We start from the raw sequence: 15,825 nt of genomic DNA, 5'->3' as shown, positions 1-15,825 counted from the left end.
ATTATTTCTTTGTAATTAATGCTTTGGTAAACTCTCTCGTCTCACGGTCGGTATCGACCAGATCGGTTAATGTCGGTGATTCTATAAAACCGATTTTCGCCATACTCTGTTCAATTAGGTCAGACATTTCCAAAAATCCAACGCGATCCTTCAGAAAAGCGTCTACGACAATCTCGTTTGCCGCATTTAACACACAGGCAGCATTACCCTCCCTTTCCATCGCATCATATGCTAACTGCAGGTTTCTAAAGGTTTGCCTATCCGGCTTTTCAAAGGTGAGGGAAGGATATTCCATAAAGTCAAATCTCGGAAAATCAGCTCTCAGCCTGCTTGGATAAGAAAGCGCAAACTGGATAGGGATACGCATATCCGGAAGCCCAAGTTGCGCTTTGATGGAACCATCCTCGAATTGAACCAAAGAATGTACAATAGATTGAGGATGGACCACCACATCGATCTGTTGGACATTGAGTCCAAAAAGCCACTTGGCTTCGATCACCTCTAGTCCCTTATTCATCATTGAAGCTGAATCTATGGTGATCTTGGCACCCATATCCCAATTGGGATGCTTCAGTGCCTGTGCTTTGGTGACCAACTGTAGAGATTCCCTGTCTAGGCCACGAAAAGGCCCGCCTGAAGCGGTGAGAATAATTTTTTCTATAGGATTATGAAACTCCCCCACCAAGCATTGGAAAATGGCAGAATGCTCTGAATCTACCGGATAGATGTTTACAGCCTTTTCCTTTGCCAAGCGGGTTATCAGTTCTCCTGCAACCACGAGAGTCTCTTTGTTTGCCAATGCAATGGGCTTTCCTGCTTCAATAGCCCGAATGGTAGGCATCAAGCCTGCATACCCAACCAAGGCAGTCAGCACCACATCGATGGTTTCCATCTCTACCACTTGGGTCAATGCCGCTTGCCCGGCATAAACCTTTACCCCGCTTAGCCGTAAAGCCTCCTTTACCTCTTCGTAGTAAGCCTCATTTCCGATCACCACCGCATTGGGCTCAAACTCCAACGCTTGTTCAATCAATAAATCCGCATTATTTTGGGCTGTAAGCACCTCCACCTGAAACCTGTCCTTCTGACTGCGAATCACGTCCAGTGCTTGGGTACCTATACTGCCCGTAGACCCTAAGATGGCTACGTTTCTCTTCTCTGACATTTAAACGATTTTATCACCACACCCACTGTCTTCATGCCAAAATGATGAACAGAAAGCACTGACAAAGCAGGCATTGGCTGACAAATTTACAAGGTTAGCGGAGTTTTCCGGTTTTTTTCGCCGGATTTTCCGATATAAAGTTTTTGGCATTAAATTCGAGCCTCCACAAAACAGCAGGGAAAAAATCACGTTCTTGAGCTATGAAGAAAGCTAAGCGTGAAGGAACCTGAAAATACCGGGATGCCTCCAATAGGGATTGGCATTCTTCACTACCTGTGTGATTCAGGACTTACAGTCGTTTAGAAAAGAAAAAAGCAACCCTTACGGGGCAAAAAATTCGACAATAGATGCAAAGATACTTTACTACTTTGGCGATTGCTGTGTTCGGAGGAATTCTCGGTGCTTGGATATACTTAGCTGCGTTCAATCCCAATAGGTTAGTGGATGGGCTGGACGGAAATAGGGATGGGCGCCTGTGGAATCAACAAACATCCCTTCTGGAAACCGATAGAGTGGAAGCTGATCAAACTCCACCGAGTAGGCCTCGCCAGTTGGGGTCAAACCCTCCGGTTTCCTTTGTTGAAGCATCTGAGAAAAGTACAAACTCCGTCGTATTTATCAAGAATTTCTCCGGTACCGATACCCGAAGGTATAGCATATTCGATTATTTTTTTGGTCAAGGAGTCCCCCAGCAGCGAGTAAGCACAGGATCGGGCGTTATCATATCCAAAGATGGGTACATCATCACAAACAATCACGTGATAGATCGTGCAGAAACAATCGAGGTAGTACACCAAAAGCGTACCTACCAAGCGAGTCTCATCGGAGCAGATGCAAATACCGACATAGCGGTATTAAAGATTGATGCGGACAATTTACCGGCTATCCAAATTGGCAGCAGCCGCGAACTTCAAATCGGAGAGTGGGTCATCGCCGTGGGTAACCCGTTTAACCTAACATCGACAGTTACTGCGGGCATTGTGTCTGCAAAGGAGCGGCAGATCAACATTATGGGAGGGGAGTTTCCGCTGGAATCTTTTATACAAACGGATGCCCCGATTAATCCGGGCAACTCTGGCGGTGCATTGGTAGATGTCGAGGGCAAGCTGGTGGGCATTAATACCGCCATTCTTTCCAGGACCGGTTCGTATACGGGATATGGCTTTGCGGTCCCGGTAGATATCGCCACCAAAATTGCCAATGACCTCATTCAATACGGAGAGGTTCAAAAAGCCATTCCCGGTGTAGATGTGGTGGAAATAACCCCGGAACTTGCAGAGGAGATGAACCTAAAATCCTTGGACGGTGTGATCGTATCCCATGTGATACGATCAGGTGCCGCAGAAAAAGCGGGACTTCGCCGAAATGATGTCATAAAAGCCATCAATGGCATCACGATCACCGGTAAAGGTAGCTTTGAGGAAGTACTTTCCTATTATTATCCGGGGGATGAAATTCGCTTGGACTACCTTCGGGACAATACCAATCGAAGCGCTACACTCACTCTTCAAAACCTATTGGGAGACACCGGAATCATCAAGCGGGAATTTTATACCTCCACATTGCTTGGTGCCAAGCTTGAAAATGTCAATGCTTTGGAAAGGGACCGACTAAACATCGATTTTGGTGTAAAAATATCCGGCATGACCCGTGGATACCTGAGGGATTTGGGTCTGGGTAATGGTTTTGTAATTACCCACTACAATGGTGAACCTGCTAAAGACCCTAACGTTGTAGGTAAATTCCTGGAGGAATTTAGTGGTAGGTTAAGGCTGGAAGGACTCACACCAAATGGACAGCCATTTATGCAATCCTATAACATTCAGTAAAAAGAAGAAAAATCACACCCTCACCCATTGTCAAACGCTGATTTTATTTTCGCTGCAATTTCTTGCATAGCCTCTGCATCAAGTTTTAGTTTAGGCCGTGAAAAATCTATATCAGCCATCGTTCTGAGTGGCACCAAGTGAATATGGACATGAGGCACCTCTAAACCAATTACCGCCACCCCGATTCGGGTACAGTTGATTACTTTTTCCTGCGCAATTGCCACCTTCTTGGCAAACCGCATCAGGTCCGCATAATCCTGTTCCTCCAAATCGAAAATATAATCTACTTCCACCTTCGGAACAACAAGCAGATGCCCTTTAACCAAGGGCATGATATCCAAAAAAGCAATGTTTCGGTCGTCCTCAGCGACGATATAGCCCGGAATTTCCCGGTTAATAATCTTAGTAAAGATGGAAGCCATAGGGTGAAAGTATATAAGTTCACAGGAAGCAAAGGTACGGAAATATTGCGGCAGTTTGACTTTTTTTCAGAGTCGGTTTAAGTCTGCACCAAGTCAGCTAATGAGTGCATGAAAAATCCATTCTGTCGATTTGATCTAACGTAAAAATAACGCAGCTTTAAAAAAATAGGCACTCCAAAGATGTTCCAATCAAGAATTCTAAAGTATATTGCTTAACAGCAGCTAACCAAATTAATTTTTGCGATACAGACCAAGTCAAGTCTATGTTACCTAACAAGGAAAATTTAACACTTCTCCAGCACCTATTGGACCACACATCCGATGCCACGCAGGTTGCCTTGGAAAATGGTAACCTTTTTTATGTAAATAAAGAAGCATCCAAGCGACTTGGCATAAGACCTGAGGAGGTACACAAGTACTATGTCTGGGACTTCGAAGAGATATTTATGGACAGATCTGTTTGGTCGGCCCATGTAAAGGAGTTGAAGCAGATTCCTTCCATGGTGATAGAAGGCACCAATGTAAACCAAGTAACCGGGGATAAATTTCCGGTTGAAGTAACGGTCAAATACCTATGGATTGATAATCAGGGCTATATAGTAGCCACTTCAAGAGATATCTCCGAACGAAAAAAGATACAAGAAGAACTGGTACATACCAATATTTTTTTGACAAGGGCCATGAAAATGGCAGACATGGGCTCTTGGGAGCTAGATTTAGAAACCAAAGAACTAAAATGGAGCAAAGGCCTTTACAAAATCCATGAACTTCCGGTAGATACGTCTGTAAGCATTGAAGAAGCATTAGGCTTTTTCTCGAAAAAAGACAAAATAGCGCTGGGCAACATAAGCGAAACCGTATTAAAAACTGGAAAGGAAGGAGAGTTTACCGGAAAAATACACTTAAAAGGAAGAAGATTCAAATGGGTTAAAATAAAGATCTTGTTGATTCAGGAAGAAAATCATCCAGATAAATTTGCCGGCCTGACGCAAGATATCACCGAAGAGCAATTAGTCAGGGAGGAGATTAAAAAACAAATCGAATTGCAAACCCTCATGATTGATATTTCGTCTACCTACATCAATACAAATATCAAGGACTTATCCCATACCATAAAACAATCCCTTTCCAGAATATCCAAGTTTGTGAAGGCAGACCGCGGATACGTATTTAAATATGATTTTTTGGAGAATACACTTTCCAATACCTACGAATGGTGTGAAGAAGGCGTTACTCCGGAGATTGACAATCTCCAAAATGTCCCTTTGGATTTGATTCCCAATTGGGTTAACCAACATAAACGCAACCAAGCATTTGAGGTGCCTAACATCGATTTATTGGACGATAAACCACTAAAAGCAATCATAGAGCCTCAAGGAATAAAAACCCTGATCACAATACCAATGATTCGCGGTAGCGAATTATCGGGCTTTGTTGGGTTTGACTGGGTACATGAGGTGCACCGCCTTCAAGACGCCGAAAAAAACCTTCTGAAGATTTTCGCTGAGATGTTGATAAACTTGGACACAAAGAGTGCCCTTGAGCGTTCCATGATAAAGGCAAAAGAAGAAGCGGAAAAATCCAGCCGAGCGAAATCTGAATTTTTGGCTAATATGAGTCATGAGATTCGCACACCGCTGAACGGTGTGATCGGATTTACAGACCTTCTCCTGAACACTACCCTATCCGATGTTCAACGACAATACGTGCAGAGCGCCAATTCCTCAGCCTATTCCCTACTGGGCATAATCAATGATATCCTGGATTTCTCAAAAATTGAAGCTGGAAAATTGGAACTAGAGGAAATTGAAACGGATATTATTGAACTAATCGAACAGACGGCAGACATTGTCAAATTTAATACCTCCACCAAAAACCTCGAATTCCTCCTAAACATACAGGTTGATATTCCGAGGTTGATGATAGTGGATCCCATTCGATTAAAACAGATATTGGTAAACTTACTGAGTAATGCAATCAAATTTACCAAAAAGGGCGAGGTTGAACTAACCGTTTCCTTTGAAGTCGACAAGGAAGCCCCTACATGGGGATTTTACACGTTTTCGGTAAGAGATACAGGAATCGGTATATCGAAAGAACAGCAGGAAAAGCTCTTTAAATCATTTTCGCAGGCCGATTCCTCTACCACTCGAAATTTCGGTGGCACAGGACTCGGGCTGGTAATCTCTCAGATGCTTGCCGAGAAGATGGGGTCGGCCATCCATTTGGAAAGTGAACTCGGCAAAGGTTCCACCTTCTATTTCACCTTAAAGATGCCGTTTTTGCCCGAAGATAAGGCTTCAGTGAAGGAATTTTCCAGCATAAAGAAGATCTTGTTGATAGACGACAATACCAACAACCGAAGAATCCTGAGGGACGTCCTTGCTCATTGGGAAATCACAACTGTGGAAGTAGACAACGGGCTAAGTGCACTCCAATTACTTAATCAGGGAGAAGAATTCGATGTGTTGATTGTCGACTTTCAAATGCCCTTTATGGATGGGCTTACTACTATTGCTGAGGCAAAAAAGATTTTTGCAAAGTCAACCGCAAAAAAACCAAAAATATTACTGTACAGCTCCGTAGATGAAGTGCAATTGGATAAGCGATACCAGGAGTTGCAAATCGATGCCAAGCTGATCAAACCCGCTAAAATTTCCGAGTTATTCAATTGCCTCTTAAGTCTAGCTGATGATAAAATAACGACTCCCCAGGAATCCCCCTCGACCGACCACTTTGCCGACTCCCATGCAGAGGACTTGCTGAAGATATTGGTCGCCGAAGATGTGCCTTTGAATATGATTTTGATAAAAACAATTCTGCGGTCACATTTTCCTTCCTGTCAGGTAATAGAGGCGCAAAATGGACAGGAAGCCGTTGATTCCTTTATATTGCACTCTCCCAATTTGATATTCATGGATGTGCAAATGCCCCTAAAAGATGGATATCAAGCCACAAAGGAAATCCGTAAGCTAGAAGAACCCACCGGCTCCCCGGTTCCCATCATCGCCCTCACAGCAGGAGCTCTTCTGAGCGAAAAAGAAGCCTGCTTGGCCGCTGGGATGAACTACTTTATGACCAAACCTCTGGAAAAACAAAAAATACTGGATCTCGTGCAGGAGTTGATCCAAAAGGAGAAATTTCAGAACCGACCTTCTTCCGACATGGAATTTGACTACGATGCACTGCTGCGCATCTTATCTGGAGACAAGGACCTCCTCAAAAGCATTTTGGACCAGGGTTTTATCGAAATCGAACAAATCCTGCAAAAACTGGCAAGCCCAAGCGCGAATTATGAACAGAAAAGTCAAAATCTACTTCATAAGCTCAGAGGACTGTCCGAAAGTTTGTATTTGTACCGATTTGCCAGCGAGGTCAGAGAGATGGAAAAGCAGGAAAGCCATGTCCTAATTCTTGCTGCGGCAAAAAAAACACTAGCATCGTTTCATGACCTAAAAAGCAAAATCGAACAAAAACTGACAATCGCCTCAAGGGAGTAACTCCCCCACGCATACCTATTCATGGGAAATCTCCAAAATCTCGAATTTCAAGATCCCCGCTGGGGCTTTGATTTCAGCAATCTCTCCTTGTTTCTTTCCTAAAAGCCCTTTTCCAAACGGGGAGGCTAGGGAGATTTTATTTGCCTTCAAGTCAGCTTCTTCCTCTGACACCAACGTGTAGGAGACCGTCATGCCATTCTTGATATTTTTAATCTTGACCGTACTCAATATACCCACCTTGGAAGTGTCTAATTTCGAGTTGTCCAGGACACGCGCATTTCCGATTACACCTTCCAACTTTGCGATCTTCAACTCCAAATGTCCCTGTGCATCTTTGGCTGCATCGTATTCAGCATTTTCACTCAGGTCCCCTTTATCCCTGGCCTCTGCAATCTGTCTTGCAATGTCGGCACGGCCCTTCGTCTTTAATTCATGAAGCTCATCTTTGAGTTTCTTGAGACCCTCTTCGGTGTAATACTGTATATTTCCCATGATACCTTTTTATTAACTCCCAATAAATAAAATAACGGTCTCAGCTACGAGACCGTTTCTTTTATCCTCTTCATATGTTAGTGATGCAAAGATATAGGATCCAATATTAATTCACAACGTAAGCGTCCAAAATTTGATCATCCAAGATCCGTCCATTTGCCCGATATTTTCTTCACAAGTACCTGATTGATTTTGAGATAAGATTCGTTGGTCCAGCCAGCCACATGCGGGGAAAACAGGACATTTTTGCGCTCAGTCAACTGCTGAAACGAAATTTTCTGTGCCGTGCTCAATGCCTGCAAACGTTCGTTTTCCAGCACATCCAGCAGGGCTCCTTTCAGAATTTTTCTGGATAAAGCCTCATTTAACGTGTCAAAGCCAATAACCTCTCCCCTAGCCGTATTGACGAGATAAAACGGCTTACGAAACCGCTCCAAGCGCTCGATGGTGAAGTAGTTACGGGTCTCTGAAGTGAGAGGCACGTGAATACTTAATATATCGGCATCGCGCTGTATTTGTTCAAAAGTAGCCTCCTCCACCCACTCATCCCCGTAGCCGGATAGGTATTTATCAAATGCCAATACATTGACATCAAACCCCCTGAGTCGCTTGGCAAACGATTTGCCCATATTTCCGTAGCCAAAAATCCCTACGGTCTTGCCGGACAGCTCCTCCCCCCTGTTGCCCTCTCGATCCCAGATACCATTACGTACCTGAAAATCAGCCTGCCCCAGTTTGTTAAACAACATTAAGATCATTCCTATAGCGTGCTCTGCCACGGCGTCCCTGTTTCCTTCCGGCGCATGATACAAGGCTATTCCATTTTGCTCTAAAAACTCCAAGTCAATATTATCCAAGCCAGCTCCGGCCCGAGCAACAAAACGAAGTTTTTTGGCACCCACCAATACTTCTCGATCGATGGGTGTCTTGGAGCGGATCACCAAGCCGTCGTATGCACCTATACATGCCAAAAGCTCCCCGCGGGAGATATCCGGCCTGTAGTCTACGCCGAACCCCTCTGCTTCCAATAAGGGCACGATACTTGGATGCATTTGATCAATAATTAAAACAGTCATTCCCAGCTTTTTCATACATTCAACAATAACATAGCGACGAAAAAATAAACGGCCAAGCCCAATAAGTCATTGGCAGTAGTGATGAATGGACCCGAAGCCATGGCTGGATTTATCCCCATTTTATCTAGTACGATCGGTGTCAGCGTACCCATAAAAGAAGCCAATAAGACCACCGAAAACAATGCGATAGCGACCACTAACCCAAACTTCAACGGCTGACCGTATAGCAATACCACCGTGACCAATACGAACGTTGCCAACACGATACCGTTCAACACCGCCACTACCAGCACCTTGATAAACCGCTTGGTAACGCTTTCTTCAAAAACCGACTTAGCAGCCAAGGACTGCACTACCAGCGTAGAAGACTGAATACCCACATTTCCACCTGTAGCCGTGATCAGTGGAATAAAGAAAGCCAATGCGGTCACCGCACTCAGTCCCTCTTCGAAAAAGCCGATAAATCCAGCACCCAATAAGCCTCCTACCATCCCGATCAGCAGCCAAGGTAAACGGGCTTTGGAAAGGCGATACACCGAATCGGACTCTACCACATCATCGGAAATCCCGGTCATTGCTTGAATATCCTCCTCTGCCTGCTCCCGCAATAAATCCAAAATATCATCTACGGTGATACGTCCGACTAATTTATCCTTTACATTCACCACGGGCACCGCCTCCAGGTCGTATTTCCGCATTATCTCGGCCACCTCCTCTCCTTCCATGTGGGTAGGTACTGAAATAATGTTTTCATCGTATAGATCCGCGATTTTAGTCTCAGACGCCGCCAGAATGATCTTCTTAAGTGCCACCCTACCCATCAGTTTTTCCTTGTTGTCTACCACGTAGATCGAATAGATCTTGTCGACATTCTCTGCTTGGCGTCTGATCTCATCAATGGTCTGTACGACGGTCCAGTTTTGATTGGCTTTGATAAATTCTTTGGCCATCAATCCACCCGCACTATCATCATCATACCGAAGGAGCTCCATGATATGGAGTGTCTTATCCTTTTTCTCCAAGTGGCCGATTACTTCTTCCCTATCTTTGACCAATAGCTGATTTAATACGTCCACCGCATCATCAGACTCCATTTGATCAATCATCACCGCCAACTCGGAAGGTGCCATCGTCTTGATGACCTTGTACTGAGAGTCCTCATCAATCTCGATCAAAATATCCGCGGCAACCGCAGGGTCAAGGGCTCTAAGCACAAAAAGAGCCTCTTCCATGGATAATTCGTCCAAAATGGCTGCGATGTCTGCCTTGATAGCGTCCTCCATGGAGGCTTTGATGAAGGCTTCATCCTCGCTCTCTATGCTTTCACGGAGCCTTTCTAGATATTCTTTTGAAAGCTCAAATTTCAGGATTGGTTCCAAGAGGCTTGTAGGTTATTGGTTAAGTAAATAAACTCCGGCACACCCAATTGCTCCGCTCTTAGGTCCAGCAGGGGATCCCGGCCAAAATCTTCGCCTACCCCCATACTTTTGAGCGCATTTCGAAGCGTTTTTCTACGGGTGCTAAAGGCCTGCTTTACCACCCGGAAAAACAACTTTTCGTCACACCCCAATGTAGAAACTTCATTGCGCCTAAGGCGAATGACGGCACTATTTACCTTTGGCGGTGGATCAAACACATGGGGTGGCACATCAAATAGGTACTCCACGTCGTAAAACGCCTGCAATAAGACGCTTAGGATCCCGTAGGTCTTATTCCCACTTTTTGACGCAATGCGCTCCGCCACTTCCTTTTGCAGCATACCGACTACTTCACTTACCCGCTCACGCTCTTCAAGCACCTTGAAGAAAATCTGTGAAGAGATGTTGTAGGGAAAATTACCTGCCACCACATACGGCTCGGGCAATAGGTCTCTAACCGGTGTCTTCAGATAGTCTGCATGGATGATGCGACCGATTAGCGCAGGGTATTTTTCGCGCAGGTAGGCAACCGACTCCTCATCTATTTCAACAAGGTGTAGGTCCCAGCCACCCGTAAGAAGAAAATCCGTAAGCACGCCCATCCCAGGACCGATCTCTAGCACGGCCTTGGCTCCGTGATGACCGGTAACAGCCTTCGCAATCTGTTCAGCTATCCGCAAATCTTTGAGAAAGTGCTGTCCCAAGTGCTTCTTTGCCCTTACTTTGTCCATGTTGTGCGTTTTTTCCGTACCGATATCCAAAAGTAAAATAATATTACTGAATGACCACAGGCGATTGGCTACTATCCACCAAATCTACCATCTTCTTGGTAGGCCCCATCGCTGTATAGTCTGACTCTATGAGCTAGGGCTTCGTAAATACCAATATTTTACTAACTTGCACTCCGTTCGTCGCAGGCGGCGGACATTTATATCAGCGCATAATAAACTCTATGAACGTTCGAAAAAACAAGCCGGTAATAGGAATCAGTATCGGAGACATCAACGGAATTGGTGCAGAAGTCACGATGAAGGCATTACAGGATAACCGACTACATAAATTAATCACCCCTGTGATCTATGGACATGGGAAAGCGCTTAGTTTCTACAAAAAGGCTTTAGGACTGGAAGAATTTAACTTCATGCAGATCCGAAACATCGAAGAGGTACATCACAAAAAGGTAAACGTCATCAATGTGGTACCGGACTGCCCCGAGATACTTCCAGGTGTGCAGACAGTAGACGCAGGCAAAATGGCTTTTGCTGCGCTAAGCCAAGCCACCGATGATCTAAAAAACGGACACATCGATGCACTAGTGACCGCTCCACTCAATAAGAACAACATCCACACCCCCGAAAACCAGTTTATTGGACATACTGAGTTTCTATCAGAGGCTTTCGGGGTGGAAAAGAGCCTCATGTTTATGGTTTCCGATGACATGCGGGTGGGTTTGGTCACTTCTCACATCCCCCTCCGAGAGGTTAACGGCCTATTGACTACAGCTAACATTCGCGAAAAAATTAAGCTGATGATGAAGTCGCTTAAAGATGACTTTGGAATTGCCAAGCCTCGGATAGCTGTTTTAGGGCTAAACCCTCATGCGGGCGAAGATGGGTTGCTTGGAGTCGAAGAACAGGAAATCATTGAACCGATAGTAAAGGAGTTCAAGGATAAGGGTTCGTTGGTGTTTGGCCCATTCCCTTCTGATGGCTTCTTTGGTATGATGCATTACAAAAAGTTTGATGCCGTGCTTGCCATGTACCATGATCAAGGTCTGATCCCCTTTAAAACCATTTCATTTGAAACCGGTGTAAACTTCACGGCAGGGCTACCCGCCGTGCGCACCAGTCCGGACCATGGGACTGCCTACGACATTGCCGGAAAGAATTTGGCGAATGAGGGATCGATGCGGACTGCCATCTTCCAAGCGTGCGAAATCCTCAAACAAAAACAAGAGGGGATCGATAGCTCAAATATTTAATCAACGCTTTTTTTTATCGAAAATAAATTTCTAAATTTGCGATCTTAATTTAGGAAAAGGAGGGAAAAGTGAAATTCTTAAAGAATTTTGACATTGATATCATTCGCCTAAAAGAAGGAGAGCATGTTTTCCCTTTTGAGATCGGAAACGATTTCTTTGGACACTTCGCCGGTAATGACGTTGTATCAGATGGAAAGCTGAAGGCCAACGTTGTCTTAAAAAAACAGGCTGGTGTAATCGAGGCGTGGTTTGAGATAAACGGGACGGTAGTTTTGACCTGTGATCGTAGTTTAGACGAATACGATCAACCTTTAAACATCCGCGAGCGCATCCTGTACAAGTATGGGCCTGAGGAGGGCGAGTTGAATGAGGAGATCTATCTCATTACCAACGAAACTGCCCAAATCAATGTAGCCCAGTTTATTTACGAGTTTATCTTGCTGTCTGTTCCAGCCAAACGGCTACATCCCAGATACCAAGATGAAGCCTTCGATGACGAAGATAGCGAGGGAACAATGGTATACAGTAGCGCGGCAGAAGAGTCAGACGAAGAATTGAAACCTGCCAATAATCCACTTTGGGAGGAATTGAAAAAATTAAAGCATAACGAATAATTAACCATAACTGAGAAATGGCACATCCTAAACGGAAAATTTCGAAAACCAGAAGAGATAAGAGAAGGACACACTACAAACTGAATGCTCCTGGATTGTCACAATGCCCAACCACTGGTGAAACCCACTTGCGGCATAGAGCTTTTTGGCTAGATGGAAAGTTATACTACAAGGGACAAGTGATCATGGAAAAAGAGGTGTTGGCATAATAGTCGCTCCTTGTTCCTTTATAAAAGCAAACAGCCAACCTGTACTCAGGTTGGTTTTTTGTGTTTGGGTGCTAACCTGCCAGCAACCTTACCGGCATGATCACTTTTCCAATTCCAGTTTTTCCAGGAATTTTTCCTGAATAATCTCCTGAACCGACCGGTTTTCGATTTTGCTTTCCAACCAAGAGATGATATCTAAGTACAAAAACGCACGTTTTTCGTAGGGGTGCTGCTCAAAGGGTTTTAAACGCTCCCTCAACGCCACGAATGCTGCCTTCAGCTGATAATCGTATATTTGTCCCAGCTGACGGATAAAGGCCATCATCTCTTTTTGCACTTGGTGAAGGTCATCCATTTTTATAAGCACCTTATATACATTTCTAATTTGTTGATCTAGGTTTTCATCAAGACCGGCCTCGTAACTCGCAATCAGTTTCAGGATATGGGCAAAACACTGTAAGTCCTCACTTAAACCAGCACCTGTGTGCTGAATCACCTCATCCAGGTAGGCGATTGCCTCTTGATTTTCGCCGGCACCAAAATAAAGGCAAGCCACTTTATAGTTCAAAACCGCCTGATGATGCAGGTCGAGTTTGTTTTGCAGCGCCAAGAACTCCTTTTTAAAAGCCGGCATAATGGCTTCAATGCCCGCAGAAAACTCTCCCCGCATAAATCGGATATTCAAGGCATTGGTATAGAAATAAAGAAATGCGAGTACAGATCCGTTTTCATCCAACTGGAAGTCCGGAGAGCGTAGGTTTTCCTCAAATTTTTTCAGCACCTCGGTAAAGCGCTCGTAATACCCGAGGTAAAAAAGGGTATCCAGCAGGTAATGATAAGCCTTTAAGTAGTTGCCGGTGGCCACTTTGCGCATCTCTGGGAACTCCTCAAAAAGATCCACCCAGCGCTGCGCTGCACGGTAACATAGGGGGAAATCCTGCACGATGTGATAAAACCAAACCTGTGCTTGGTAGAGGTAGAGTTTTTCATAGAATCCCAACTCCTGAATATCATACTGTGGCATGTTGGCTGCATAAAACGCCTCTATTCTATTTCGGTCCTCTGCATCCTTAACGTATCCCGTTTTTAGGTAAAGCCCATATAATTGTAGCGAAAGGTTGCTGAACGCATTTTTCCGTGCGATCTGTCCGGACATCTCGGCGGCCTGCGCACTCAATGTCTCTGCACGGTCTTGCATACTCCGTGTGATGTGCTGGGACTCGATCACCTTTTCCAACTCCACAATACGTAGGACCAAGGTGTCCAAAAAATACCTATTAGCCACATGCTTTGCCTTGTCCAATACCTTTAAGCTCTGCATATAAAGCCCCTTGGAATACAAAATTCGCGCAAAATCAATCTGCTCATTTAGGTGCAGTTCGACATTCCGATCCGAATAGATCAACCGTAAACTAACCAGAATTTGCTTATACAAGTGAGACTTCAGATTGGCCAGCTGCTTCTTGGCCACCGGGACCTTCTTAAAGAGTAATGCTTCATCGTAATGGGACATCTTGTCCATCACGTCAAAAAGTTGCACAAACTTTGCGTTCTCATTTGCCTCCATCCGTTTGGCAAACAGCTTAAAGCTTCGCTTTTCGGCCGGGGAAAGATTTTTTATCAGCTCAAACAGAAAATCTTTCTTGGAGTTGGATATCATATTCTACACATATTCAAAACACTGATTTTCAATAATTTAAACAGAAAACAAGCCTCTTTGGATATCGGAACATTAAAGATAGGCTAATTTTCGTTCCGTGCGCAAGGATTTAACTTAGATTTTAGAAAACCAACGTACATTATGGATAAAGGACACGTTTTGATTTTTGATACCACCCTAAGAGACGGGGAGCAGGTCCCCGGATGTAAGCTTAACACGCCACAAAAAATTGAGATTGCCCAGCGTCTCGAAGAGCTTGGTGTAGATGTCATCGAGGCAGGATTCCCTATCTCTAGCCCGGGAGACTTCAAGTCGGTAATAGAAATCAGCAAGGCAGTTACGGAGCCCATTGTGTGTGGTCTGTCACGAGGTGTAAAAAAAGACATCGAAGTAGCGGCGGAAGCCCTGAAATTTGCCAAGAGACCCCGAATTCATACCGGAATAGGCACCTCTGACCATCATATCAAATACAAATTCAGAAGCACCCAAGAAGGCATCTTGCAATGGGCAGTGGATGCCGTAGCCCACGCCAAAAAGCACGTGGAAGATGTGGAATTTTATGCAGAGGACGCCGGCCGAACAGACAACGAATACTTGGCGAGGGTCTGTGAAGCCGTAATCAAAGCAGGAGCCACTGTATTAAACATACCGGACACTACTGGATACTGTCTGCCCGATGAATATGGAGCTAAAATAAAGTATTTGGTAGACCATGTGAAGGGTATCGAAAACGTAGTCATATCTGCCCACTGTCACAATGACCTTGGATTGGCCACCGCAAACGCCATTTCGGCCGTGATGAATGGGGCCCGGCAGATAGAGTGTACCATTAATGGGATAGGTGAGCGAGCCGGCAACACCTCCTTGGAGGAGGTCACCATGATTATGAAACAGCACCCACGACTGAATGTCTCCAACCGAATTAACACCAGACTGCTCAATCCAATAAGCCGTTTGGTATCTGAACGTATGGGTATGCAGGTACAGCCCAACAAAGCCATCGTGGGCTCCAACGCCTTCGCACATTCTTCCGGCATTCACCAAGATGGTGTAATTAAACATCGGGAGACCTACGAAATCATCGATCCCCTAGATGTCGGGGTGGATGAATCCACCATCGTACTTACCGCTCGGAGCGGGCGTGCTGCATTGGCATATAGGCTACACAAGATAGGATATCCCGTTACAAAACTTGAACTAGACGGTATTTACGAGTCATTTTTGGACCTAGCGGATCTCAAGAAAGAAATCAGTGACGATGATCTGAGGAATATTATGGTAGAATCCACCGTAGCGCAAAAGCAAGAAGCCTAGAAAGGGACATTTAATTGTCCGGCAAAGAAAAGAGCATCTTTTATCTAAAAGGATGCTCTTTTTTTATTGGTGCATAGTGTCCTGCCCTATGAGCTGCTGCGGGTCAAATCCAATTTTTGGCTATCACCGGTTTCGGTCATTTTAT

General features: G+C 44.8%; 13 protein-coding genes. 6 read left to right on the top strand and 7 right to left on the bottom strand.

Annotated features, from left to right (window positions below; all coding sequences use genetic code 11):
• Nucleotide 1: 1 nt before the first annotated feature.
• Complete coding sequence (locus IAQ59_RS09570; protein WP_209330571.1) at nucleotides 2–1,165, bottom strand: 1-deoxy-D-xylulose-5-phosphate reductoisomerase; 1,164 nt, start codon at nucleotides 1,163–1,165, stop codon at nucleotides 2–4.
• 347 nt (nucleotides 1,166–1,512) lie between these two features.
• On the opposite strand from IAQ59_RS09570, the gene IAQ59_RS09565 reads away from it, so the two are divergent.
• Complete coding sequence (locus tag IAQ59_RS09565; protein ID WP_209330570.1) at nucleotides 1,513–2,994, top strand: S1C family serine protease; 1,482 nt, start codon at nucleotides 1,513–1,515, stop codon at nucleotides 2,992–2,994.
• Nucleotides 2,995–3,014: 20 nt separating this feature from the next.
• Here IAQ59_RS09565 and IAQ59_RS09560 read toward each other — a convergent pair whose 3' ends face one another.
• Nucleotides 3,015–3,416: an HIT family protein gene (locus IAQ59_RS09560; RefSeq protein ID WP_209330569.1), complete on the bottom strand. Its 402-nt coding sequence runs from the start codon at nucleotides 3,414–3,416 to the stop codon at nucleotides 3,015–3,017.
• Between the two features lie 263 nt (nucleotides 3,417–3,679).
• Here IAQ59_RS09560 and IAQ59_RS09555 point away from each other — a divergent pair, with 263 nt between their 5' ends.
• Nucleotides 3,680–6,916 carry a response regulator gene (locus tag IAQ59_RS09555; RefSeq protein WP_209330568.1) on the top strand — a complete coding sequence of 1,079 codons (3,237 nt, stop codon included), beginning with the start codon at nucleotides 3,680–3,682 and terminating at the stop codon, nucleotides 6,914–6,916.
• 15 nt (nucleotides 6,917–6,931) lie between these two features.
• On the opposite strand, the gene greA is transcribed toward IAQ59_RS09555, so the two are convergent.
• From greA to rsmA, 4 genes are all read right to left on the bottom strand, one after another.
• Nucleotides 6,932–7,408 (bottom strand): transcription elongation factor GreA, encoded by a 477-nt coding sequence (greA, locus tag IAQ59_RS09550; RefSeq protein ID WP_209330567.1) that lies wholly within the window; start codon nucleotides 7,406–7,408, stop codon nucleotides 6,932–6,934.
• Nucleotides 7,409–7,545: 137 nt separating this feature from the next.
• Nucleotides 7,546–8,484, bottom strand: a complete 939-nt coding sequence (locus IAQ59_RS09545; protein ID WP_209330633.1) for an NAD(P)-dependent oxidoreductase — start codon at nucleotides 8,482–8,484, stop codon at nucleotides 7,546–7,548.
• Between the two features lie 11 nt (nucleotides 8,485–8,495).
• Nucleotides 8,496–9,863 carry a magnesium transporter gene (mgtE, locus tag IAQ59_RS09540; RefSeq protein ID WP_209330566.1) on the bottom strand — a complete coding sequence of 456 codons (1,368 nt, stop codon included), beginning with the start codon at nucleotides 9,861–9,863 and terminating at the stop codon, nucleotides 8,496–8,498.
• Nucleotides 9,848–10,633 (bottom strand): 16S rRNA (adenine(1518)-N(6)/adenine(1519)-N(6))-dimethyltransferase RsmA, encoded by a 786-nt coding sequence (rsmA, locus tag IAQ59_RS09535; protein WP_209330565.1) that lies wholly within the window; start codon nucleotides 10,631–10,633, stop codon nucleotides 9,848–9,850. The genes mgtE and rsmA overlap by 16 nt, the downstream gene beginning before the upstream one ends.
• A 221-nt stretch (nucleotides 10,634–10,854) precedes the next feature.
• Here rsmA and pdxA point away from each other — a divergent pair, with 221 nt between their 5' ends.
• The 3 genes from pdxA to rpmF all read left to right on the top strand — a co-directional run bounded on the left by pdxA (nucleotide 10,855) and on the right by rpmF (nucleotide 12,706).
• Entirely contained in the window at nucleotides 10,855–11,883 is a 1,029-nt protein-coding gene (gene pdxA / locus IAQ59_RS09530) for a 4-hydroxythreonine-4-phosphate dehydrogenase PdxA (protein ID WP_209330564.1), read from the top strand.
• Between the two features lie 68 nt (nucleotides 11,884–11,951).
• Nucleotides 11,952–12,497 (top strand): YceD family protein, encoded by a 546-nt coding sequence (locus IAQ59_RS22330; protein ID WP_209330563.1) that lies wholly within the window; start codon nucleotides 11,952–11,954, stop codon nucleotides 12,495–12,497.
• Nucleotides 12,498–12,514: 17 nt separating this feature from the next.
• Nucleotides 12,515–12,706, top strand: coding sequence for a 50S ribosomal protein L32 (gene rpmF, locus IAQ59_RS09520; protein ID WP_209330562.1), 192 nt, complete (start codon nucleotides 12,515–12,517; stop codon nucleotides 12,704–12,706).
• Between the two features lie 100 nt (nucleotides 12,707–12,806).
• Here rpmF and IAQ59_RS09515 read toward each other — a convergent pair whose 3' ends face one another.
• A complete protein-coding gene (locus IAQ59_RS09515; RefSeq protein WP_209330561.1) occupies nucleotides 12,807–14,366 on the bottom strand; it encodes a hypothetical protein in 1,560 nt (519 codons plus the stop codon).
• Between the two features lie 141 nt (nucleotides 14,367–14,507).
• Between IAQ59_RS09515 and IAQ59_RS09510 the strand changes: the two genes are divergently transcribed.
• A complete protein-coding gene (locus IAQ59_RS09510) occupies nucleotides 14,508–15,680 on the top strand; it encodes a 2-isopropylmalate synthase (RefSeq protein ID WP_209330560.1) in 1,173 nt (390 codons plus the stop codon).
• Nucleotides 15,681–15,825 lie beyond the last annotated feature (145 nt).

This window comes from Lunatimonas salinarum (genome assembly GCF_017811155.1).
Taxonomy (GTDB): domain Bacteria; phylum Bacteroidota; class Bacteroidia; order Cytophagales; family Cyclobacteriaceae; genus Lunatimonas; species Lunatimonas salinarum.
This window is presented reverse-complemented; position numbering and strand designations above follow the sequence as displayed.

Bases quoted from the DNA above. Each gene is read 5' to 3' on its own strand.
- IAQ59_RS09545 (WP_209330633.1), bottom strand. From the start codon at position 8,484: ATGACTGTTTTAATTATTGATCAAATGCATCCAAGTATCGTGCCCTTA.
- IAQ59_RS09570 (WP_209330571.1), bottom strand. From the start codon at position 1,165: ATGTCAGAGAAGAGAAACGTAGCCATCTTAGGGTCTACGGGCAGTATA.
- IAQ59_RS09515 (WP_209330561.1), bottom strand. From the start codon at position 14,366: ATGATATCCAACTCCAAGAAAGATTTTCTGTTTGAGCTGATAAAAAAT.
- IAQ59_RS09565 (WP_209330570.1), top strand. From the start codon at position 1,513: ATGCAAAGATACTTTACTACTTTGGCGATTGCTGTGTTCGGAGGAATT.
- rpmF (WP_209330562.1), top strand. From the start codon at position 12,515: ATGGCACATCCTAAACGGAAAATTTCGAAAACCAGAAGAGATAAGAGA.
- pdxA (WP_209330564.1), top strand. From the start codon at position 10,855: ATGAACGTTCGAAAAAACAAGCCGGTAATAGGAATCAGTATCGGAGAC.
- IAQ59_RS09555 (WP_209330568.1), top strand. From the start codon at position 3,680: ATGTTACCTAACAAGGAAAATTTAACACTTCTCCAGCACCTATTGGAC.
- IAQ59_RS09560 (WP_209330569.1), bottom strand. From the start codon at position 3,416: ATGGCTTCCATCTTTACTAAGATTATTAACCGGGAAATTCCGGGCTAT.
- rsmA (WP_209330565.1), bottom strand. From the start codon at position 10,633: ATGGACAAAGTAAGGGCAAAGAAGCACTTGGGACAGCACTTTCTCAAA.
- greA (WP_209330567.1), bottom strand. From the start codon at position 7,408: ATGGGAAATATACAGTATTACACCGAAGAGGGTCTCAAGAAACTCAAA.
- IAQ59_RS09510 (WP_209330560.1), top strand. From the start codon at position 14,508: ATGGATAAAGGACACGTTTTGATTTTTGATACCACCCTAAGAGACGGG.